20 protein-coding genes and 1 tRNA gene are annotated in these 21,436 nt (G+C 44.7%); 12 read left to right on the top strand and 9 right to left on the bottom strand.

Annotated features, from left to right (window positions below; genetic code table 11):
- Positions 1–130 precede the first annotated feature (130 nt).
- The gene (locus NDA03_RS03935) at positions 131–838 is read left to right on the top strand and encodes a hypothetical protein (RefSeq protein WP_190410039.1); all 708 of its coding nucleotides are present in this window, start codon (positions 131–133) and stop codon (positions 836–838) included.
- A 279-nt stretch (positions 839–1,117) separates the two neighbouring features.
- On the top strand, positions 1,118–4,102 hold the full coding sequence (locus NDA03_RS03930) for an EAL domain-containing protein (RefSeq protein ID WP_348232640.1): 2,985 nt from the start codon (positions 1,118–1,120) through the stop codon (positions 4,100–4,102).
- Between the two features lie 41 nt (positions 4,103–4,143).
- Here the strand turns inward: NDA03_RS03930 and NDA03_RS03925 are convergent, their stop codons facing one another.
- The 5 genes from NDA03_RS03925 to NDA03_RS03905 form a co-directional block, all read right to left on the bottom strand.
- Complete coding sequence (locus tag NDA03_RS03925; RefSeq protein WP_190686716.1) at positions 4,144–5,319, bottom strand: patatin-like phospholipase family protein; 1,176 nt, start codon at positions 5,317–5,319, stop codon at positions 4,144–4,146.
- 72 nt (positions 5,320–5,391) lie between these two features.
- Positions 5,392–5,763: a dihydroneopterin aldolase gene (folB, locus tag NDA03_RS03920; RefSeq protein WP_190410036.1), complete on the bottom strand. Its 372-nt coding sequence runs from the start codon at positions 5,761–5,763 to the stop codon at positions 5,392–5,394.
- Between the two features lie 29 nt (positions 5,764–5,792).
- Entirely contained in the window at positions 5,793–6,716 is a 924-nt protein-coding gene (locus tag NDA03_RS03915; protein WP_190986653.1) for a bestrophin family ion channel, read from the bottom strand.
- Between the two features lie 51 nt (positions 6,717–6,767).
- Positions 6,768–7,148, bottom strand: coding sequence for a group 1 truncated hemoglobin (locus NDA03_RS03910; RefSeq protein ID WP_348237347.1), 381 nt, complete (start codon positions 7,146–7,148; stop codon positions 6,768–6,770).
- A 256-nt stretch (positions 7,149–7,404) separates the two neighbouring features.
- Positions 7,405–8,706: a glutamate-5-semialdehyde dehydrogenase gene (locus NDA03_RS03905; RefSeq protein ID WP_190527153.1), complete on the bottom strand. Its 1,302-nt coding sequence runs from the start codon at positions 8,704–8,706 to the stop codon at positions 7,405–7,407.
- A 258-nt stretch (positions 8,707–8,964) separates the two neighbouring features.
- Here NDA03_RS03905 and NDA03_RS03900 point away from each other — a divergent pair, with 258 nt between their 5' ends.
- Entirely contained in the window at positions 8,965–9,645 is a 681-nt protein-coding gene (locus NDA03_RS03900) for a hypothetical protein (protein WP_190410032.1), read from the top strand.
- A gap of 663 nt (positions 9,646–10,308) precedes the next feature.
- Positions 10,309–10,542: a hypothetical protein gene (locus NDA03_RS03895; RefSeq protein ID WP_190410030.1), complete on the top strand. Its 234-nt coding sequence runs from the start codon at positions 10,309–10,311 to the stop codon at positions 10,540–10,542.
- A 4-nt stretch (positions 10,543–10,546) separates the two neighbouring features.
- On the opposite strand, the gene mazG is transcribed toward NDA03_RS03895, so the two are convergent.
- Positions 10,547–11,404 (bottom strand): nucleoside triphosphate pyrophosphohydrolase, encoded by an 858-nt coding sequence (mazG, locus tag NDA03_RS03890; protein ID WP_348237346.1) that lies wholly within the window; start codon positions 11,402–11,404, stop codon positions 10,547–10,549.
- A gap of 28 nt (positions 11,405–11,432) precedes the next feature.
- Positions 11,433–12,047, bottom strand: coding sequence for a metal-binding protein (locus tag NDA03_RS03885; RefSeq protein ID WP_348237345.1), 615 nt, complete (start codon positions 12,045–12,047; stop codon positions 11,433–11,435).
- A 91-nt stretch (positions 12,048–12,138) separates the two neighbouring features.
- Between NDA03_RS03885 and NDA03_RS03880 the strand changes: the two genes are divergently transcribed.
- Positions 12,139–12,211 (top strand) — tRNA-Val (locus NDA03_RS03880).
- Positions 12,212–12,310: 99 nt separating this feature from the next.
- Entirely contained in the window at positions 12,311–12,487 is a 177-nt protein-coding gene (locus tag NDA03_RS03875; protein ID WP_190410027.1) for a hypothetical protein, read from the top strand.
- A gap of 59 nt (positions 12,488–12,546) precedes the next feature.
- Here NDA03_RS03875 and NDA03_RS03870 read toward each other — a convergent pair whose 3' ends face one another.
- Together NDA03_RS03870 and NDA03_RS03865 are read right to left on the bottom strand one after the other, a co-directional pair.
- Positions 12,547–15,168: a S8 family peptidase gene (locus tag NDA03_RS03870; protein WP_190410026.1), complete on the bottom strand. Its 2,622-nt coding sequence runs from the start codon at positions 15,166–15,168 to the stop codon at positions 12,547–12,549.
- Positions 15,169–15,196: 28 nt separating this feature from the next.
- Positions 15,197–16,228 carry an ATP-binding protein gene (locus tag NDA03_RS03865; RefSeq protein ID WP_190410025.1) on the bottom strand — a complete coding sequence of 344 codons (1,032 nt, stop codon included), beginning with the start codon at positions 16,226–16,228 and terminating at the stop codon, positions 15,197–15,199.
- Between the two features lie 157 nt (positions 16,229–16,385).
- Here NDA03_RS03865 and NDA03_RS03860 point away from each other — a divergent pair, with 157 nt between their 5' ends.
- The 6 genes from NDA03_RS03860 to NDA03_RS03835 all read left to right on the top strand — a co-directional run bounded on the left by NDA03_RS03860 (position 16,386) and on the right by NDA03_RS03835 (position 21,394).
- On the top strand, positions 16,386–16,568 hold the full coding sequence (locus tag NDA03_RS03860) for a hypothetical protein (protein ID WP_348237344.1): 183 nt from the start codon (positions 16,386–16,388) through the stop codon (positions 16,566–16,568).
- Between the two features lie 204 nt (positions 16,569–16,772).
- Entirely contained in the window at positions 16,773–17,723 is a 951-nt protein-coding gene (locus NDA03_RS03855) for a phosphoribulokinase (protein WP_190410023.1), read from the top strand.
- A 135-nt stretch (positions 17,724–17,858) separates the two neighbouring features.
- Entirely contained in the window at positions 17,859–18,590 is a 732-nt protein-coding gene (gene radC / locus NDA03_RS03850) for a DNA repair protein RadC (protein WP_190430057.1), read from the top strand.
- Positions 18,587–18,763: a hypothetical protein gene (locus NDA03_RS03845; protein WP_190430049.1), complete on the top strand. Its 177-nt coding sequence runs from the start codon at positions 18,587–18,589 to the stop codon at positions 18,761–18,763. Before radC ends, NDA03_RS03845 begins: the two co-directional genes overlap by 4 nt.
- Before the next feature lie 313 nt (positions 18,764–19,076).
- Positions 19,077–20,003 (top strand): RnfABCDGE type electron transport complex subunit D, encoded by a 927-nt coding sequence (locus tag NDA03_RS03840; protein ID WP_348237343.1) that lies wholly within the window; start codon positions 19,077–19,079, stop codon positions 20,001–20,003.
- 29 nt (positions 20,004–20,032) lie between these two features.
- On the top strand, positions 20,033–21,394 hold the full coding sequence (locus tag NDA03_RS03835; protein ID WP_348237342.1) for a DUF2330 domain-containing protein: 1,362 nt from the start codon (positions 20,033–20,035) through the stop codon (positions 21,392–21,394).
- Positions 21,395–21,436: the final 42 nt, after the last annotated feature.

The raw sequence follows: 21,436 nt of genomic DNA, 5'->3' as shown, positions 1-21,436 counted from the left end.
TTTAACTTTTGCTTGTTTGCCGATTAGTTTTGCCGCGATCGCCCTTTCTTTGCAAAGATTAGTTAGATTGTTATGCCACAACGGCAGTTATGGCGATATCAAGACTAAGTAAATTCATAAGGGAAGCAACATGGCTGGAAAAACAATAAATAGTAGTGCCAGTGGTTTTCTTGTTGTCCTCTTGCCATTGGCGTTTGCGATCGCCTTCCTGTTTGTAGCATGGCCTGTAGTGCTGGCACTGGTGTTGGTGGGCATCTGTTTAAGGCTTTGGCAAAACTATCAATGGCAAAAGTGGAGCCAGCAAGTCAATCCTTTTTTCCATCAGCTGATTCAGGAAACCCAAGGGCGCGTTACAGCACTAGACTTGGCAATGAAAGCGAATCTCTCTGGAGCAGCAGCGCAGCGGTACTTGGATACAAAAGCCCAAGAATTTGGGGCAAGTGCCCTTGACTATCAAGACAAAGGCAAAGTGTATTACTTTATCACTGCCAACACTTTAGGTAGCATCTTTGATGACAGCGAACCTTCCCGCCAATCTTATGTCAATGATGCTCCAGAAGCTGTGGCACCTGCCCGCAAAGAGCAGCAACCACAGGAATTAGCTGATGACGAGGAGTTTGAGGAACCTGAAAACGAACCCACTGACGAACAGAGGGCTTCTAAAGCGCTGATTCAATCTGAACTTGCAAGGCGGCTGGATGTTCATTCCAGTACCATTTACAAACGCAGAAGTGAGCCATACTTCGCAGATTGGAGCCAAGGTCGAGATCCAGAAGGAATATCCTGGAGATTTGAACCCGATAGTATGCTGTTTTTTCCTATCGAAACCGAGTCTTAAAAGGAAAGCTGAACCGGCTCCAAGGTAAAAGATAAATTTTCTGGAAAGAGGCTCAGTTTGGAAAGGCAAAAAGGGTAAGGGACGATTCCCTTGCCTTTTGCCGTTTTTAGGGGATCTGCTTGCCAACAACTTGCCTATAACACGGTTATCCCTCCCTAGAGGATTGAGAAGCATTAAGAAATTAAAATGATCCTTAAAAAAAAGGCAAAATAAGAAAACAAAGGTTAATAAAACGGGTTTGCATCCTATCTGTGTCCAACCTGTCGAAAGCATTTATGAATGATCGAACCAAAACGGCCTGCGAATCAAGCAGTTAAGCTGGATACGAATTATCACCCTCGTATCTTTGATAAAAATATAAGCTTCGTGCCGCGTCAGATTAGCCCAAAACAATCCGAAGCACTGCGAATCATCGCTCGTCAGGTTGCGGCTCAACAAGAACTACGCCGTGGTTTGAACCGCTTAACCCGTGCCCCCCAATCGCACCCACCAGGGGAAGAACAGCAGGAGCGTTTCTTTACGCTCTCTGAGGAGCGCCTGCGCCTACTAGAATCCATTGTTATCAATGCAAATGACGCGATTGTCATTACAGAAGCTGAGCCATTGGAAGAGCCGCTTGGCCCCAGAATTGTCTATGTAAATCAGACCTTTACCCAAATGACCGGCTATCAACCGGAAGAGGTAATCGGTAAGACTCCGCGGTTGTTGCAAGGGCCGAAAACTGAGCGATCGCAACTCGATAAAATTCGTCAAGCTTTGTCACGATGGGAGCCAGTCAGAGTCGAGTTGATTAACTACCGTAAAGACGGTTCCGATTTTTGGGTAGAACTGAATATCTTACCGCTGGCAGATAGTACGGGTTGGTTTACCCATTTGCTAGCGGTGCAACGAGATATTACCGAACGCAAAGCTGCTGAGTACGAACTAAAATCCCATGCGCGGGCTTCAGCAGTCGTGGCGCAACTGGGGCAAGGGGCGCTCTCTGGCACCAATCTAGATACGCTGATGCAAGAAGCGGTGAAGCTGGTTGCCCAAACCCTGGAAGTGCCCTATTGCCAGGTTCTGGAACTGATGCCGGGAGGCAATGCTTTGTTCATGCGAGCGGGCGTTGGTTGGCAGGAAGGGTTGGTGGGTTCGGCAATCATCGGTGCCCACGATCGTTCCCAGGCAGGATATACCTTGCTGACGGGGAAGCCAGTGATTGTGGAAGACCTCCGGATCGAAACGCGGTTTTCTGGAACGCCACTGCTGCACAACCACCGTGCGATCGCTGGCATGAGTGTGATTATTCATAGTCAGGGGAACCCGTTCGGTGTTTTGAGCGTTCACACCCCTGACTACCGAAGGTTTACGGAAGACGAAGTTCATTTTTTGCAAGCGGTTGCGAATGTCTTGGCAACGGCGAACGAACGCCAGCTGGCGGAAGAGGCGCTGCGAGAAAGCGAAGAGCGGTATGCGCTGGCGGTTCGCGGGAGTAATGAAGGTTTGTGGGATTGGAACCTGAAAGCGGAAACCTTCTATTTTTCGCCGCGATGGAAATCGATGTTGGGTTGCCAGGAGGATGAAATTGGCGACAGCCCGGAGGAGTGGTTTAACCGCGTACATCCAGAAGACTTGGAGCGAGTCAAAAGCGCGATCGCTGCCCATGTAGAAGGGTTGACTCACCACTTCGAGAAAGAATATCGGATGTTACATAAGGATAAAACCTACCGATGGATGCTTTGTCGAGGAATGGCGATTCGAGATGCCAATGACAAAGCCTACCGGATGGCAGGATCGCAGACGGATATTACCGACCGCAAGGTGGCTGAGGAACATCTCATCTATGATGCCTTTCACGATCCGCTGACAGGTTTGCCCAATCGAGCCTTATTTATGGAGCGACTGTCCCAGGCGATCGCGCGAACCAGAAGACAGCCAGAATATCTGTTTGCCGTCTTATTTCTAGATCTCGATCGCTTCAAAGTCGTCAATGATAGCCTCGGTCATGTCATCGGAGACCAGCTGCTGATTGCGTTAGCAAAGCGACTGCAAAGTAGCGTCGCTTCTTGCCTGCAAGCCTCTGTGTGTAGCAGCAATACTGTGGCACGGCTTGGGGGCGATGAATTCGTCATCCTCTTAGAAGAAATTCAAGATATCGACGTTGTAGAAGCGATCGCCAAAAGCATCCAAAAAGACCTCCGGCATCCTTTCAACCTAGACAGACACGAAGTCGTTGTGACAGCCAGCATTGGCATTACCTTAAGTGCAATCGAGCAACGAGGTTCATCAGGCACTTACAAAACTTGCCCCTACCCCGGAGACATTCTGCGTGACGCCGACATCGCCTTATATCAAGCCAAGGCACTAGGCAAAGCCCGTTACGAAGTTTTTACCACCGCTATGCACACTCATGCGGTGGCTCGCTTGCAACTAGAAAACGATCTCAGACAAGCCCTAGCCAGAACTGAGGTAAAAGACCGGCTTCAAACAAAAACTGTCAATTCTTCTGGTTACTCTTCACTCAGTCGTGAGTCCGCATCCTTCAGTCATTCTTTCCTGCTTCACTATCAGCCCATTGTCTGCTTCATGACTGGCAGAATTACTGGTTTCGAGGCACTGGTACGCTTGTCTCACCCGTTTCGCGGCTTGATTTCCCCAGTTGATTTTATCCCGATCGCAGAAGAAACAGGTTTAATCATCCCTTTGGGAGCGTGGGTTCTGCGCGAAGCCTGCCGTCAAATGCGGCTTTGGCAACAAGAATTTTCTGACTTAGCACCATTAACCATCAGCGTTAATCTTTCCGGCAGACAGTTTTCCAAACCTAATTTAGTCGAGCAAATTCAGCAAATTCTCCAAGAAACCGAGTTACCAGCACCAAGTCTAAAACTGGAAATTACCGAAAGTGTGGTGATGGAAAATGCTGCCGCCGCTACGGCTAGTTTAGAGCAACTAAGCAACTCCGGAATTCAACTTAGTATTGATGACTTCGGAACCGGCTATTCTTCTTTGAGCTATTTGCACCGCTTTCCGCTCAATACTCTGAAGATTGACCGCTCCTTTGTTAGCCGGATGGATGCAGGCGAAAATTCTGAGATTGTAAAAACGATTGTTACGCTGGCTCATCATCTGGGATTAGATGTGATCGCAGAAGGTGTAGAAACGGCGGCTCAGATGGAACAACTGCGATCGCTACGCTGCGAAGCTGGGCAAGGATTCTTCTTTTCCAAGCCACTAGATAGCGAATCTGCTAGAGCATTAATCGCCGCAATGCCCCAATGGTAAGACCATTCAAAATCATCTTATTTTTAATTTTTCTGAGTCTGCTAACTATTTATAAAATCCCTCAACGATCTTTGCACTTGTGGTAGGTTGATGTAGACTTTGGCGGCTTCAATTAGATTCATGACATTTGCCGGACTCGCATCATCGATATCGTCACTCAATCGTTTCCCAGTCAACTTGCTATCGAGTTTAAATTGCAAGCGCAAGTAACGACTATCCTCATCAATCACCTGTTTAGCAATGTAACTATTAATATCTGACGAAGCATCAAAAATTACATCAAGAATCGGGAGTGCCCACTGAATCGCACCCCATTGTTGGGCACTTTCAAGCGGAATTGCGCGGGTAAGACTTCCCGTACCGAGGGATAAAACTGAAATTTCGTGGGGTTTATAACCTAACCGCAGGGCTTCAGCGATCGCGCAAGCTGTGGGATTATTTGCCCCAACACCACCGTCAATCACCGAGTATACGTTAGTAATCCGGTAAGCAGAAGTATTATTAGGCACTACGTTCCACGGCTCATCCACAAGCGCCATCCGAGTCCCGCCTCTGTAACCAATGATGCTACGAATCTGACCGCGTCCCGCCCCGCCGATGATTTCAATTTGCATTTGATTGTAATCACCATTGTCTTCTGCGGCTTCTTGCCCTAACGTAATCGAGTTTGTATCTCCGCCTTGGGCAATCCCTTCTTCTTTTTTATCCAGTCTATAGGCAGGAAAAAAAGTTGGGGCAGAAGCAGAACAGAGGCACGCTTCCCATAAGGGAAGTTCAGCAAATATTTTGCGCCAGCTTTTAAAAATAATCGGTTCTCGCTTAATTGTGTCGTAGGCAGTAATTAAGAGTTTTGTTGAAGTGATATCCGACAGTTTTTTGTATTTAAATTCTTCTTTAAGAGATTCAATCAAACCTTTGTTTGAGTATTTAGGGGCAGAAGGGCCGTACTGAAGAAGCAACCCTACCCGTTGCGCCGACCAAAGGTTTCGGTAGGGAAAGATTCGAGTCCCTTTGTTCTGGTACACATCCACGATGTCCTGGGCTGTGCGATCGCTAGCAATCGACGCCGCCAAAATTGACCCGGTAGAGGTTCCTGCAATTAAGTGGAAGTATTGGCTTAAGGGCTGACCGATAATTTTCTCAATCTCCGTCAGCATCGTTGCCGAAATGACACCCCGGATACCGCCCCCGTCAAAGCTCAAAATGCGAAAAGTCACGCTTGTTTCCCCACAAAAAATTGCTGTCAAATCTAATCGCTAATTGCTCATCCTTCCTTGTTTACGGGTCTTCTACCCATTGCCCTTTTGATTCGCCCTCGTAATGTCAATCGTAATTTTGCCGCCAAAGTCTGGAATCGGTGCGCCCGGTTTCGTTAACCGCACTTGGACTTGTGACACTTGTTTGAATTCTAAGATGGCATCTGCGATCGCGCTGATTAACTTTTCTACGAGGGCAAACTTAGCGGTTTTTACCAAATCCTTCACTGTCGAAATCACCGCGCGGTAATCCAGAGTGTCTTCTATGGCATCGCTGATGCCTGCTGGTGCCAAATCTAGCCACAAAGTTACGTCTACTTCAAACCATTGCCCCAATACCTGTTCTTCTGGTAAGTAACCAGTGTAGCCGTAGCAGCGAATTCCTGTTAGCTGAATGCTATCCATTTTGTCAAAAACTTAATTTCCTTGCTACTTCAAACCTGAGGAGCCAAAATTTCTCCTAAACTTTGCTCCGGTATCTTCGTTAAATCTTCAAGATTCTCAATGATTGTGGTGCAAATATCATCTAATGGTAAATCATTCGGATCTCGTCCAAAAGGATTTTCAATTTCATTACCGATTTCTTCAATCCCAAATAAAATAAAACTAATTATACCGACACCTAGCCCTGTCCACCAGCCGGAAGTATCGACAAGTTGAAAAGGTAGTGCGAAGCCATAGATCAGCAACAGTCGCTTTAGGTAAATCGCATAAGCTAAAGGAATGGGGGTTTTTAAAATGCGTTCGCAGCCAGTTAAAGCTTCTACCATTTGATCTAGCAATCCATTCATTGCAGCTAACTGATTATTATTTAAGGAGTTCCGCTCGTGTTGCTGCTGTAGGTAATCCCCAATCCAAAATGCTATCTTTAGCGGAGGGTTTTTAACGCTTTTGAGCTGAAGAAATTGCGATGGAGTTACTATCTCTTCTAACTCGTCGTTTAAAGCCTCTTGTCGCAACTGTAACTTAGTTGCGATCGCAAAAGCTCCTAATAACCGCATCGCTGTTGCTTTATCCTCTCTATCTGTTGATTCTCGTTCCGCAACCGATACTTGAATTTGCCGCGCTAAATTGCGGACGTTCACCACCAAAAGCCCCCAGGATTTGCGCCCTTCCCAAAACCGCTCGTAAGCCGTATTTGTCCGGAAAACCAATAATAAGCCTAAAACCAGATTATAAACAACATTAGTAACCAGATTATCTAAAAGGTTTCCAGCAATCGGTAATTTAAAATAATCGAGAATAGAAACGAAAAAACCAAACCCTCCACACAAAAGAACGCGGGGAAAAATAGTCGGTGCGACCGATCCCCTCAACTGTAAAGCCATTGCAAACCAGTTTTTATTCTCAATCGTCATGCTGCTGTTTATTCACTGAAGCAGAAAAAGATTAAATCATCGTTATCGCCTTCATTCAACAATATCTTGCCGAGTGCTGGCAACGATATCAAATAGCTCTTTCTGTTCTGTCAGAGGAACTTCAAACTTATCTAAACTTTGTTGAAAATCCGCCAGAAATACTTCCCACTCTTCAGGAGAAATTTTCAGATGAACATGAGAATCGTGCATTGAACGACCCGTATATTGTTGCGGGCCACCTGTCGCCCAGCAAACCATTTCTGTAACCAGATACTTGAAACCTGCTTTTGACACTCGGTGATGTGCTTCATCTACGAGAGGATTTGCATTCAATTTCGGGTCAACCATGATTCTGTCAATGAAATCATCGACTACGGCTGCAATATTGTAAACACCGCCCAGGCGTTCATAAAGTGATAGTTGTGAGTTCATAATGGCTTCTTCTTGAATTAAATAATTCCTGAATTCTCCTTGGCAACTGGCAAAGTTAGCGATCGCTCGGTAAGTATTTTAAGGTTTTAAAAAACCTCAATCCTACTTTAAAGTACACCCCAGCACTCGCGAATAAAATTTTTCCTGGGCTTCTGTTGGAAAAATTTATCTTCGACCTTCACTGGGCTGCTTTCGGGGGTGAGAAAATTTAGGGAGATTCTCCGCCGAGTATTTCTACTACACCTAGATTCGGTGTCTACAAATCTCGATGAGTAAAGAGTTTGGCATCTGCACCGCTGTAGGTGGCAGCAATATGCCCATCGCCTGCGATTTGATATTTGTATGTCACCAGTCCTTCTAAGCCTACAGGGCCGCGAGGAGGCATCATTTGAGTACTGATTCCCACTTCTGCGCCTAATCCGTAACGGAAGCCATCGGCAAAGCGAGTTGAACAGTTATGAAAGACTCCAGCAGCATTGACTTGTGCCAGAAAATTAGTTGCAGCAGCAGTATCTTCTGTCACGATGGCATCAGTATGCCGAGAACCGTAGGTATTAATATGGTCAATCGCTTCTGAGAGAGAATCCACAATTTTGATTGAGAGAATTAAATCGCTGTATTCTGTCGCCCAGTCGGCTTCAGTCGCCTGTGTAATGTTCAGAATTTCGCAGGTGCTTTCATCTCCTCGCAATTCTACATTTTTTGATTGCAAAGTATTCGCAACTTGCGGTAACAATTCCGATGCGATCGCTTGATGCACTAGCAGAGTCTCCACAGCGTTGCAGGCGGCTGGGTAATGGGTTTTGGCATCTACGGTAATCGAGATAGCTTTTTGCAGATCCGCCGCTTTGTCCACATAGACGTGACAAATCCCTTCCGCATGACCCAAAACAGGAATCCGAGTATTTTCTTGCACAAAACGGACAAAAGAGTTAGAACCTCTAGGAATAATTAAATCTACAAATTGATCTAATTTCAGCAGTTCTAAGGTTTCCTCTCTCGTTGTCAGCAATTGCACTACATCTGGATTTACTTCAGTCTTCGCTAATCCCTGGCGAATCGCTTTCACCAGCGCTTCACAAGAACGCACTGCTTCCTGTCCGCATTTGAGGATAACACCGTTGCCAGATTTGATGGCAAGAGTGGAAATTTGCATCACTGCATCGGGACGCGCTTCAAAAATCACTCCCAGAACGCCTAGAGGACAGGTAACGCGCTTGAGAATTAATCCCTCATCCAGTTCCCGGTGAACCTGCACTGCGCCCACGGGATCGGGCAGACGCCCCACATCTCTCACTCCCGCGATCGCGCCTTTTAGCTTTGTTTCATCTAACTTCAAGCGAGCGTAAAGCGGTTTGGGAATTCCTGCCGCCTCCGCTGCCTTGCAATCTGCCGCATTCGCCGCCACAATCTCTGATGCTGAGGATTCTAGCGCTTGCGCGATCGCTTCAATCGCTTGATTTTTCGCCTCTGCGGACAACACTGCCAAGCTTCGCGCTGCTTGACGAGTTTTTTGAGCGATCGCACTTAAGGACATGGAAGCAATCTGGGAAGTCATGGCTCTGAATCAAACGCCTACGTTCAAGCCAAAGTTTAGCAAAATGTGGCTTCTGTTTAAATTCTAATAGATGGGATGCCTGAGTTTAAATCGGATGAACCTAAGGCTAGAGATAGGTTTACTACTTTTTAATTGATTTATAAATTAAATTTATTAGCTCGATTTTAGCTCATTTTAATAAATTCTTAATTGTTGTTTGTAAAATATATAAGTAGTATGAAAATAAAATTTTCAGAAAAATTACAAAATATAACTTAAATGAGTATACATCAAAAAAAACTGTTAGTTTCTGCTAGCCCACCCGCAGATAAACAGTTGCAATCTAGACAACAGTTACGGATTGATTTGGCTCAAGAGTGCCAAAAATCCCAGCAGTTACGAGCTGATGGCGTTAAAAAGCGCCAAAAATCCCAGCAGTTGCTGGCTAATTTGCCTAAAACCTGTCAAAAATTACAGCAATTGTTGGCTAATAGTGCTGAAGAGTGCCAAAAGTCGCAGCAGTTACGGGCTAGTTCAACTAGAAGTGTTCCGGTCGAGCTGTTAGACATTGATTTAGACATTGATTTAGATGAACGCCTCCCCGCGATAGACTTGCCCTTAGATTCATTAGAGTATTTCGACGCGCTTGTGCAATCGCAGTCTGACGTAGAGACTCGTCTCCAAATGGTAGATCGATTGCAGTTAGACTTAGTAGAAAGTTTGCGATCGCTTGAGGACTCCCTTCAGCAATTTCCACTTGATTTAGGTAAATCTCTGCTGAAAGAAGAGCTGGTGATAGAAAATCAGCAGCTAGATGTCTTAGATAGAGATATCCTCCAAGAGTCTTCCGATAGCCCTGAGTGCGGAGAAATTGTAAAAGTTATTGACAAATTTCTTGCTCAATATTTAAGCGGAGATTACTCAGAAGATGATGAATCTACCGCCAGCGATACTCTTTGAGTATCGCTGGCGGCGATGAAATTTTTTATTTAGTTTCATCCCCATAAACCCGGTTTCTTCGAGAAAGCGGGTTTTTCATTTCAATGGTTCTATCTTTTGGTAGATGAATTTCTGAAATTTTCCGAAACTACTGTGACAAACCGTGTATCTAGCGAGTATTTGGTCAACAAATACCGCTGCTCCTTCTTCAGGGAGATGCATTATGTCACTCGAAGCCGGATTTGACGCGCTCAAACAAGGACGATATCAAGAGGCAGTTCGGTTGCTCAAGCAATACTGCCATTGTTCCGATGCTCGCGCCAAGACTACCTGAGAGGTTTGATGGGGCTAGCGAAAGCCTATCAAGGTAGCGGAGAGACCCAAAAAGCGATCGCGCTTGGTTTTGTCTTCCCATCCCTGTTCTAAATTTCGGAAATTTTCTTCATCCAACCTGTAGTTTCAAAAAGGGCGAACACTGCAAGCGCACGGTTCGCCTTCTTCTTGGTGCTGAGGAACTCAAAGCAGCAAACCAGGTGCTAGAAAATTTCATCGCAAATTTATATAAGTATTGTTTTCCTATGAAGAGTATATGAAGTTACATAGATTCAGTATTTTGACGGAAGATAATCGAATCCAATGACCTCTAAGTTAAGTAAAGAACAGTCAGGAAGTGGGCTTCAGAAAATGAGTGCAGTTTCAAAAAATGGGTGGGATTCCTGGAGAATGGCATCAATCGCGATCGCTCGGAATTCAAGAGCATTGGAACAGCTATCGGAGAAACTGACTTCAAAGTACACAGATTCAGAGATGGCTGGGATATGGCGGCAGGCACGGTTGGTGCTAGCAGAAGAAGATGAGTGCTGGCTGGAAGAAGAACTGTATCGCATCCTCATTCAGGATTCCCAAATCGCGGCTTAAAAATTTAGCGTTCCTTGTTTAATTCGCCCGAAGCTGCTAACTGAGCTTTCGCTTGTTGCCAAAGCGTTTCCAACTCATCTAATGTGTAATCAGAGAGGGGACGGTCGGCAAAAGCCTCCATTTTTTTCAGACGCTGAATAAATCGCTGATTCGTTCCCTGTAAAGCTTCTGAAGGATCGAGATCGTACCAACGCGCAAGATTAATCACCGTAAATAATAAATCTCCCAGTTCCGCTTGCTGATGGGCTTCGTCTTCCTGTTGCAGTGCCTCTTCAAATTCTGCTAACTCTTCGTGAAACTTCGCCCACACGCCTTCAATATTCTCCCACTCAAACCCAGCCGCCGCAGCTTTTTGAGAGATTTTCATCCCCGCCATCAGCGGTGGCAATGTGCGGGAATAACGAGTCAGTTTGCGACTTAGCTGTTGCGTGTCTTGAGTCGTTTCTCCTTTTTCTGCGGCTTTGATCTTCTGCCAATTTTCGTGGCCTTCCTCAGCAGTTTCGACTTCAACCTCTCCAAAGACGTGAGGATGACGGCGGATCAGCTTTTGAGTCAGCCCCTGAACCACCTCGGTTAAGCTAAATTGCCCGGATTCGCTGGCAATCTGCGCTTGCAGCACCACTTGTAGCAATAAGTCCCCCAGTTCTTCAGCGATCGCATCTTTATCCCCAGTGCGAATCGCATCTACGACTTCATAAGCTTCTTCGATGACATACGGGGTAAGCGTTTGGGGAGTCTGCGCTAAATCCCACGGACAACCCCCATTGGGCGATCGCAACTGGGCAACAATCTCAATTAACTGTTGCAGCGCTTCTAGTGCAGTTTGAGGCATGGGATGAGCAGATTCTGGGGAATTTGACATAAACGAAAATTCAGTTTGCCTTTCGATCTTACCTTTGCGTCCTCTGCGTCTTGGCGGTTGGTTTCTTGACTCTACGCTGATTCGATGCGCCCGTTCGCTTCCGAGTCTTCACCCGCTTAGGCATTACCGCCTTCAATCCACTTTTTTTAAACCGCTTGTAGGCAGAACCCCCCCAGTCACTGAAAGAGTGACTCATCGCACCCAATTCCAAACCCACAAACAGCGCTATCCATTCAGCTGGGTATTGAGTAAGCGATCGCTGCACCTGATTCGCTATCACCTGCCAAGTCCACCCGACACCCCAGACTAGCTGTAGCATCCCCAATATCAACAATCCCACGAGAAAGAGCCAGCAGGAGAGATAAAGCGATCGCACGATTGTCCCAATTGCTAACCCGTGGGAAAAAACCGAGCGGTGGCGTAAACTCTTTTGGTAGGGTATCCAAATCCACCGCAACCAACCCCAGCGCTGATAAGGACGGGAGTTTAGATCCAAGTCAGGGCTAAACATTAGCCCGCTGAATAAAAATCCTCCGGAAACAATTAACGTCAGATCGCCACTGCGAGTCAGCCCGAACGTCATGCCCGCCACCCAAGGCAGGCACCATAAAGTAATGCGATCGTGCGTCCGACCAGAGGGCATCCGTTAAAATTTGAGATTTTTTAAAATTTATTCTGTTTGAATAGTAGCAGCAGCAGCGTAATCTGCTATTATCTAAAAAGTGTCTGAATTTGGGCGGTTAGCTCAGTTGGTAGAGCGCCTGCCTTACAAGCAGGATGTCACTGGTTCGAGTCCAGTACTGCCCATTAAAAATTGTATAGTGACTAACTCTCTGTCATTTGCGACAGATTAATGTCATTTAGCCGAATTCAGCTTCATCCAGATTCATTTGGAGAAGGGAAGGTATGCGCGCATCTCGGAACCACAATAGCAGATTATGGAGCCGAACGATTGGGGTCGCCTGTTGTGCTATCTTCGAGCGATCGCTCGAACCCGTGGAGTTTGGCTTACGAATAAGCGATCGCTCTTTCATACTCCGTCATTATCTCAGTACCTCAGGGAATAATATGGGGCGGCAATAGTTTACTCGCTAAATTGGAGAAATTGAGATTGCAGCTAGAGGAGAAAGTAAGTAATTGCGTCAGATGCCCCCTAGTGATTGAATTTCTACTTGCTGCTCAACCTCTATTTCAACTTGAGCTTCGACAAGAGCCGTATAAATTGGGATATTAACCCCTAAAGCCTCAAAACTAACTACTAGAGAATAGGGAACTTCAGCATTTGGATCGTTATTCCAGCCCTCATGTCCAACTACTGCAATACAGAAAGCTTCTGTGAGTTCAAATGACTTTACAGTAGTCCAATCTTTTTGAATAGTTCCTGCACTTCTAGATACATCTCTAATTATTCCGTGATTATTTTGTTTGCCTAGAGTCCATTTAAAAATTCCCTCTCCTTTTTCGGCATCTTCCGGAGCATCATATTTATCTAAAATCCTGGCAAGAAATCGTTGTGGATCTTCTCCTCTCTTACTGCAATCCCAATCGAGCCAAGTAGAAAGATATTTTCGACGATTTCTACGAGTGCGACGTGGTTGTGCTTTGTAAGACAAGGTAACTTCCATCAAAATATCAAAATCCTCTCCCTGAGTTCGCAATTCTTCAGGTAATTTGACTTGGTAAACATGAGCCTGTCTAGCTTTGATAAGACGCTCTCCTCTGGTAATTAAAGTGATACGATTTGGAGCATTACCTAAAGCCCGTTCAAGATTTGGGATACCATAACCCATTAAACGAACAGTTTCTAATTTTGCTTTTGCTGATTCTGACCATCTGGCTGATTGTACTATCAACGCCCGGTAGAGAAGGCAATTTTCATCAGGCAAGTCAGCCGCAATACATGCAGCAATATGGCTAACTTTTGGCGCAGCAAATGATGTTCCAATAGTATCAGATGCAACGGCTGAACCACCATTTAAAGTTGAACGCACTAATTCAGGGCAAACATTTTTAGGGTAAGTAATATTGGGTGGTGTACCTTCATCTTTAACTAAATCCCCACCATATTCAACTACTTCCGGTTTAATCGTTTCCCAAATTCCTAAACCAGAGCGTGAAAAGGCTGATGGTTTATCTTTTTCTGATATCGAGTAACAAGGCGGAACATTATAAGAAACTGAAGAAATTGAGCCAACAGTTAAAGATTGAAAACTTTGTGCTGGGTTAGCAATTCTACAGGAATCTGCTAACAGATAATCAGGATATGTTCGATTTGCAGCAAGATGTTCTTGAACAGATAATCTTGTAAAGCCTTTTTTTTCGTTTAAGGGTCTGTTTAAGGGTAAATTGCCAGATGCAACAATAAAAAGAATATCCTTCTGCCATGTCAGATTATCAATAGCCGCTGCCCAAGCACTCATATATTGAGTTCGGCAAGGAACATCCCCAGTGATAGAGTGGTTAAAAAGTTTTGTTCCTGTTTGCTCGTGATAAAGTTCTACAACTTCACTTAGTAAATTAGGCGGAAATAGCTGCTTAGGTAGTTGGCATTTATCATCAAGAACTCTGGCATTTTGAATCCAGCAGACAGCTTTTTTCGTGCCACTACGAGGAATAGTTCTTGGATAAATTACTGCACCAGCGACTCTAGTTCCATGCCCACCATTACTAACGTAATCAGCCGTTTGTTGAGTCTTTCCAGGAATCCAAGACCTTGAGTTTCCTGAATCAATTGCTGCCTTGAGAAGAGAATGTCTTTCTTGAATACCACTATCTATTACACATACTTTAGGAGCATTTGATTCTGGTGATTCTAGTTGAAACGGTGGAGGAGAAACAGTATCACGTAATCCTTCCCGCTGAAGAATTTCAGCAAACTCATCTGGCTCACTAACATCAAAAATATAAGGAAAGCTTAAAACTAAATCTTTTAACCCTTGACCTGAGATTTGAATGCGGCAAGAAAAACTGTCTGACAGCTCAGAAGATTTAGGAATTATTCCATCGACTATATTTAAAATTTCTCCCTGATATGGAGGAGAGGTGACGAAATCCGTTAGTTCATCTTCTCGCTGCGATTTGAGAGCATCCCATTGCTGGTATGTAGCATCACGTTTGTCTATCCAATTATTAATTCGTTTAGCATATTTTTCATCACTCTCTCCTTCCTTCCGTTCTGGGCATTCAGGTAATTGTGACTTAGTACCTACACAGGCAACTCCTACATCCACAATATATATTTGCTCATCTCCAATCTGATCCCACTGATTTAGTAATTCTGGTGAAAGGATGTATTCTGGTCGCCTAGTTCCATCCAGAATTTCCCATATCCCCGCAACCTTATTACCCCCTCGCTCTTCTTTAATAAATTTCTCTATCTTCTTCTGTAGTTCACTAAATTCTTCTGTCTCATTGGCAGAAGCCCCAACAATATATCCATTTTCCAATTCAGCAATTAATTCAATACCATATTTCCTCAAATCTTCTGCATCAAAAGCAGTAGGATCAATTTGTAAAATGATAGGTATAGATTTTTCAGAATTTAGTGGCTTTCCCTCTTCCTCTCGTTTTTCTTGAGTATCTTGCCAATAAGAAACTAAGGAGTCTACTGAACTCTTTAGCTTACTTCCATGTCCCCATCTATCACTTAAATTTGCAGATGTTTGGGGATTTTGTTTTCTTCCTCCTCCTGGCGGAGATGCAGCAATTCCTTGTGTTGTTAGCTTAAGCTGGATATGCGGAAACCGCTCAGAGCGTTCAACCATTTAGTTCTCCAGACACCAAAATTTAACTTCAGGACACTTTGATTTCTTTAATAGCTTCTTCTAAATGTTCCTGAATAACTAGCTCCTCCCGCTCAAGAATTGCTCGTTTAGCTGCATCTTGTGCAACCCTCACAGCTTGAGCAGCAGAAAAACCTTCCATCTGCTTAATGATACTAGACCAGTTGATAGAGCCTACTTCAATTGCAGATAGTGTATCTTTAAGTATAAATCCTAACTCTTTTTCTCCAGGCTTGGGTACTTCTATCAAGTCATCAAATCGTCTCCAAAGGGCAGTATCAAGAGATTTGTTGAGGTTGGTTGCTGCTACCAGAAGACCAGAGGACGGTTCATACTCATCCAAAATCTGGAGAAATGTATTGACTACTCGCTTGATTTCTCCAACTTCTTGAGAGTCTTCTCGTGACTTAGCAATCGAATCACATTCATCAAGAAACAACAAACAGGGATTTTTTGAGGCATCTTCAAATACAAGTCTCAAATTGCTTGCAGTTTCGCCCAAAAAAGACGACACCATTGCATCAAATCGAACTTTGACGAGTGGTAAACCTGTATTCCAGGCTAAACGCTCTGCTCCCAGCGTCTTTCCACAACCTGGAGAACCGTACAAGAGAATTTTTTGCCTATAGCGCAGTCCATGATGAGCAAGTCTATCTCTTGCTGCATACTCACGCTCAATTCGCTGGAAACGTTTCTCCACAACTTCCGGCAGCACCATATGATGCCGTAGTTTCTCCCTCGGTATAACAGTAACTAGGGGAAGACTGAAGCGCTTGCTCGTCGGCAGTTCACTGAGAGACTGTAAGTTTTCCGATACCGATAGCGAAGCAGTAGCAAGTTTAGCAGCGTTAGAAGCTGTTTTGCTATTTGTTGCAGGCTTCTCCTTCTGGCTCTTTTTCTTTATGTTCTCTAACTGGTCAGCTAGCAGCGTATGTCCCTTGCTACGCTCTTCCTCGATTACTAGGTACGTAAGTTTGTCAATCGCCTCTGTGTCGGAACTGGCGATCGCTCTAAAAATTCTCTTGAGAAGCTCTGCTTTCATTACGCCCCTCAGTATAAGGGGTAGTGCAAGCCTATTTTAGCCAACTACTACCTTTATTTTATATTTTAGTACATATGTACTATATAAAAAATAATAAGCATAAAATATAGTGCATCGTGTAGAAGCGCTGACTCCTTGTTAAACAGTATTAAGTAGAATGCGATCGCTCATTCACTCCCTCCCAACTTTGACCGCATCGCTTGCCACGCCTCAATGTGTTGCTGTAACTGCTGTGTGGGCGATCGCATTTTTCCTGATAGTGCGATCGCGGTTAACCCAGCACGGGAACCGCAGGATTCATCGGTTGAGGTCGAGTAGAGCTAATTTTAGACATGACTGAAGATTGCGATCGCAATCTGGCATTGCGATTAATTTACATTAATTTACTTGGCGGGTGCCGATATAAAGAACGCACTGGGAGCAACCTGCACTGAGAACCAACGCCCGAACAGCAGGCATTCTTGCGATCGAGTTGATCCCTATTCCCTCTACAATTGAACAATTCAGAATGTCCAGCAGGACTTGCTTTTGCGCGAGAGGGAAAATGAGCCATCGTCCGATTATTCTAGGCATTGTTGGTGACAGTGCCGCTGGGAAAACAACACTAACACGAGGAATTGCTCAGATATTAGGTGAAGAAAATGTCACCATTATCTGTACCGACGATTATCACAAGTACGACCGGATTCAGCGTGCAGAGAAGGGAATTTCAGCACTGCATCCCGACTGCAACTACTTGGATATCATGGAGCAACACCTGTCCCTGCTTCAAAATGGACAGCCCATCCTGAAGCCGATTTACAACCACGACACGGGGATGTTCGATCCGCCTGAGTATATCAAGCCGAGCAAGTTTGTGATTGTTGAAGGGCTTCTCGGTTATTCAACCATGAAAACCCGTGACTATCACGATGTAAAAGTTTATTTAGCACCGCCTGAAGCTCTACGCGCTGAGTGGAAGATCAAGCGAGATACGATGAAACGGGGCTATAACGAAGAACAGGTTCGCGAACAATTGAGAAAGCGCGAACCAGACTCAGAAGCATACATCCGTCCCCAGCGCCAATGGGCAGATATCGTGGTGAGTTTCTACCCGCCTACAGACGCGCCAGAGGAGAGCAGTTCACACCTGAATGTGCAATTGGTACTCAGACCGACGATTCCACATCCAAGCTTGACCGAGATTTTGAACCCAAGCAGTCCTAATTACAAACCGGCAATTCGCCTGGAACTTGAGCGGGATATGGGTAAGCCGGTTGATGTGCTAGAAATTGACGGTCAAGCAACCAGCGAACAAGTCAAAGATTTAGAGCGGATGCTGTGTAACGACATCCCCGATTTACTGCCTTTCTGTAGCTTGGACGGCACCCCCAATCTGGGTACTCTCGTCGGGACAACTGGGGAAACGCTCCAAAGTTACCCTCTGGCACTGACTCAGCTACTAGTTGCCTATCATATGCTCAAAGCTGCAAATATTCACACAGTAAAGAATTAAAAAATTAAAAATGCAAAATTAAAAGTTGAATTTCTCAATTTTTAATTTTTAATTCTTAATTGTTTTGTTCTTGGCGCGATCGCAACTCTCACGGCACTATCGGGAAAACTAGATATAGTCTTTCCCGGTGCATTTATGACCTATTGCCTCAGAATTGCAGATATACCCCTTAGCGAACGTCCTCGCGAACGATTAATGGCTCAGGGAGCCAAAAATCTTGCAACCGCTGAGCTAATTGCGATTTTGCTAGGCACGGGTCAAGGGGCAGGAAAACTCTCCGCTGTCGGTCTTGGGCAATACATATTACAGGAATTAAGTCAACACCAACGCGATCCGCTGGATATGTTACGAGATATCAGCGTTCAAGAGTTGACAAAAATTCCCGGTGTAGGGCCAGCAAAAGCCACCACAATTCTAGCAGCGGTTGAGTTAGGAAAACGGGCGTTTCTATCTCGCCCCGGAGTTAGCACCATGATTGATAGTCCTGCTGCCGCTGCTGCTGCGCTCAGTCATGAGTTGATGTGGCAGATGCAAGAACGATTTGCCGTGGTGCTGTTGGATGTAAAGAATCGCTTGGTGGGTACTCAAGTGATTACCATTGGCACTGCAACTGAAACGTTGGCTCCTCCCCGCGAGATTTTCCGAGAAGTCCTTCGCCAGGGTGCGACGCGGCTGATTATTGCACACAATCATCCGTCAGGGAGCATTGAACCCAGTCAAGAAGATATAGATTTGACCCGTCAGTTGTTGATGGGAGCGCAATATTTAAGTATTCCACTGCTAGATCATTTGATTTTAGGCAATGGTGACTATCTGAGTCTGCGGCAAACAACCACCTTATGGGAGGAGTATCCGCAGGGGGATTGAAGTCGTTACAACGTCCCCATAACCTCTATGCTTTACCCACATCTGTTGAAAACCCTGTCACGCTACGGGAAAGGGCGAAGCCTTTGGATAGCGAGTTGCCCGTTTTTGTCCTCAAGTTATCGCTCAAATGCGAAAATCCCTACAGGGTTTTTGGACTTATGGGTAAAGCATAGCCATTAATCTTGGAGGCTTCTCAATTTCACAAGTGAGAGTTGCTGATTCATGAAGCAGTCGGGGATCTAAATCGCTGGCTCATAACTCAAATAAGATTTCTATATAGACTACTTTTAAAAAGCTTTCTAAAATTCATGAAAAGCATTGGCAAGATCCCTAGCTTCTCCAAGAAGTCTGGGAGCTGAATCGCTCGTAAAAACCGTCTTAACTAACCGGCATCTTTGTAACAATTTCTGTAACAGAACCCCTGTTCGCATCTTATTGCGTCTAGATTCAGGAGAAAGATACGGCTAATCTTACTATTAATCGGCAATGGTGCTAAAAGATGTCCGAGACTATCAAATTCTGTTTCTATCCTTGTTCCTGTTCTTAGGTATTTGGACAAGAGACTGGACGCTAAGACCGGATCTAATTCTAGTGGTGATGATAACTTGTCTAGTGACTCAGTGGCTAGCAGCATCGATTAAACAAAACTTATCCAATTTGCTTCCGGTACAAGATAATTGTCCGAATGAAATTGATTCAGGTTTAATAAATGTTCCTGTCAAGCTTTCACTACGGAGTGCTTTTATTACGGCTTTAGGTCTCAGTTTGCTACTAAGAGCCGATAGTTACAGCACAATGATTTTGGCTGGCTCTTTCGCAATTCTAAGTAAATTTATTTTTAATTTTCGGAATAAGCATTTTTTTAACCCTGCTAATTTTGGTATTATTGCCGCGCTTATCTTGACAAAAGATGCCTGGGTTTCGCCCGGACAATGGGGAGATGAATGGTGGTATGCGCTGTTATTTGCAGGCACCGGGGGCACGATTTTAAAACGAGTTGGTCGTTGGGATACAACTGCTGCTTTTTTAGGTTCTTACGCTTTATTGGAAGCAATTCGCAATATTTGGCTTGGCTGGACATGGGATGTATTTTTACATCGATTGATGAGCGGTTCTTTGTTATTATTCGCCCTGTTTATGATTACAGATCCTCGTTCTATTCCTAACGCTAGGAGTGGACGTTTAGTATGGGCAGTTTCTATTGGCTGCTTAACTTTTTTCTTGCGAAATCAATTTTTTATTTCTACTGCTGTTTTCTGGGCTTTATTCGCCCTTGCACCTATGACCGTTCTGTTAGATTTTCTCTGGTCAGCACCCCGATTTTCTTGGGCGGAGACTTCCTCACAGACCTTCAGTACTTCAGTCATTGATAAACCTGAGGAAACTGAATCTGAGACGTATCTACAAGTGTAAGTTTTTATTAATTACTAGCAGAGGTAACAATGAAGTTATTTCGGATCTGTAAAACTTTAGTGATAACGCTTCTGGCTGTTATTTGCTTTGCTCCGACAGCCTGGGGATTTTGTGGATTCTATGTAGCGAAAGCGGATACAAAGCTTTACAATAAATCCTCGCAAGTAGTAATTGCTCGCGATCGCGATCGCACTATTTTAACGATGGCGAATGACTATCAAGGCGATGTCAAAGACTTTGCCCTCGTTGTCCCCGTTCCAACAGTGCTTCAGAAAGAACAGGTTCACGTTGGCGACCCTAAAATTATCGAGCGATTGGATGCTTTTAGTGCGCCGCGACTGGTGGAATATTTTGACGAAGATCCTTGTAATCCGGTCATGTACGAGAGACTCCCTGCACCAGCAGCCGCACGAGAGTCAGGCGCTGTAAGAGGGGGCAGGAGGGATGAAGACAATAGCTTGGGTGTCACGGTAGAAGCTCGTTTCAATGTGGGAGAGTATGACATTGTTATTCTCAGTGCAAAGGAATCAAACGGTCTAGAAACCTGGCTAAATCGCAACGGATATAAGATTCCACGGGGTGCAAAACAACTGCTGCAACCCTATATCCGGCAAAACATGAAATTCTTTGTTGCAAAAGTCAATCTTAAAGAATTTCAAAATTCCGGTTCTCAATTTCTGCGGCCTCTACAGATGGCTTACGAATCGCCTAAATTTATGTTGCCGATTCGTCTAGGGATGATTAACTCCACCAGCGAGCAAGATTTGATTGTTTACGTTTTATCGCCTCAAGGTCAGGCTGAAGTTACCAATTACAGAACCGTAAAAGTTCCCTCGGATGCTGAAATCCCAGTATTCGTTAAAAGCGAATTTGGCGATTTCTACAAATCGATGTTTCAAACTTCATACACTCGTGAGGATAAAAAGGTTGCCTTTCTGGAATATGCCTGGAACATGGGGAACTGCGATCCCTGTTCTGCCGAACCTTTAAATCCAGAAGAACTGCGGAAAGCTGGTGTTTTTTGGCTAGATAATTATCCTTCGGATGCCCGCGAGTCAGCGCCTTTCCGTAGAGCCGTTGTTCCCTCTAATAATGTTTTTATCACCCGTCTCCATGTCCGGTACACCCGCGATAAATTCCCGGAAGATTTGGTGTTTCAAGAAACATCAAATGAACAAAATTTTCAAGGTCGTTATGTTCTTCGTCATCCCTTTACAGGAGATGTAAAGTGTCAAGCGGGTCAACAGTATAAACAGTCTTTGACTAAACGATTTGAACAAGAGGCGCAGACTCTCGCCAAGCTGACTGGGTGGAATATTCAGGATATTCGGAAGAAAATGCCTGTTGCACAAAGCAATTCTAGACCTTGGTGGCAAAACATCTGGCCTTAATAATGACCTAACATCCTAACCCTCTTTCCTGCAAAGGAAGGG

Origin of the sequence: Trichocoleus sp. Lan, assembly GCF_039961855.1 — a bacterium.
In the GTDB taxonomy this organism is placed as follows: domain Bacteria; phylum Cyanobacteriota; class Cyanobacteriia; order Cyanobacteriales; family FACHB-T130; genus FACHB-T130.
The sequence above is the reverse complement of the archived record's forward strand: the minus strand, read 5'-3'. Positions and strand labels throughout refer to the sequence as shown.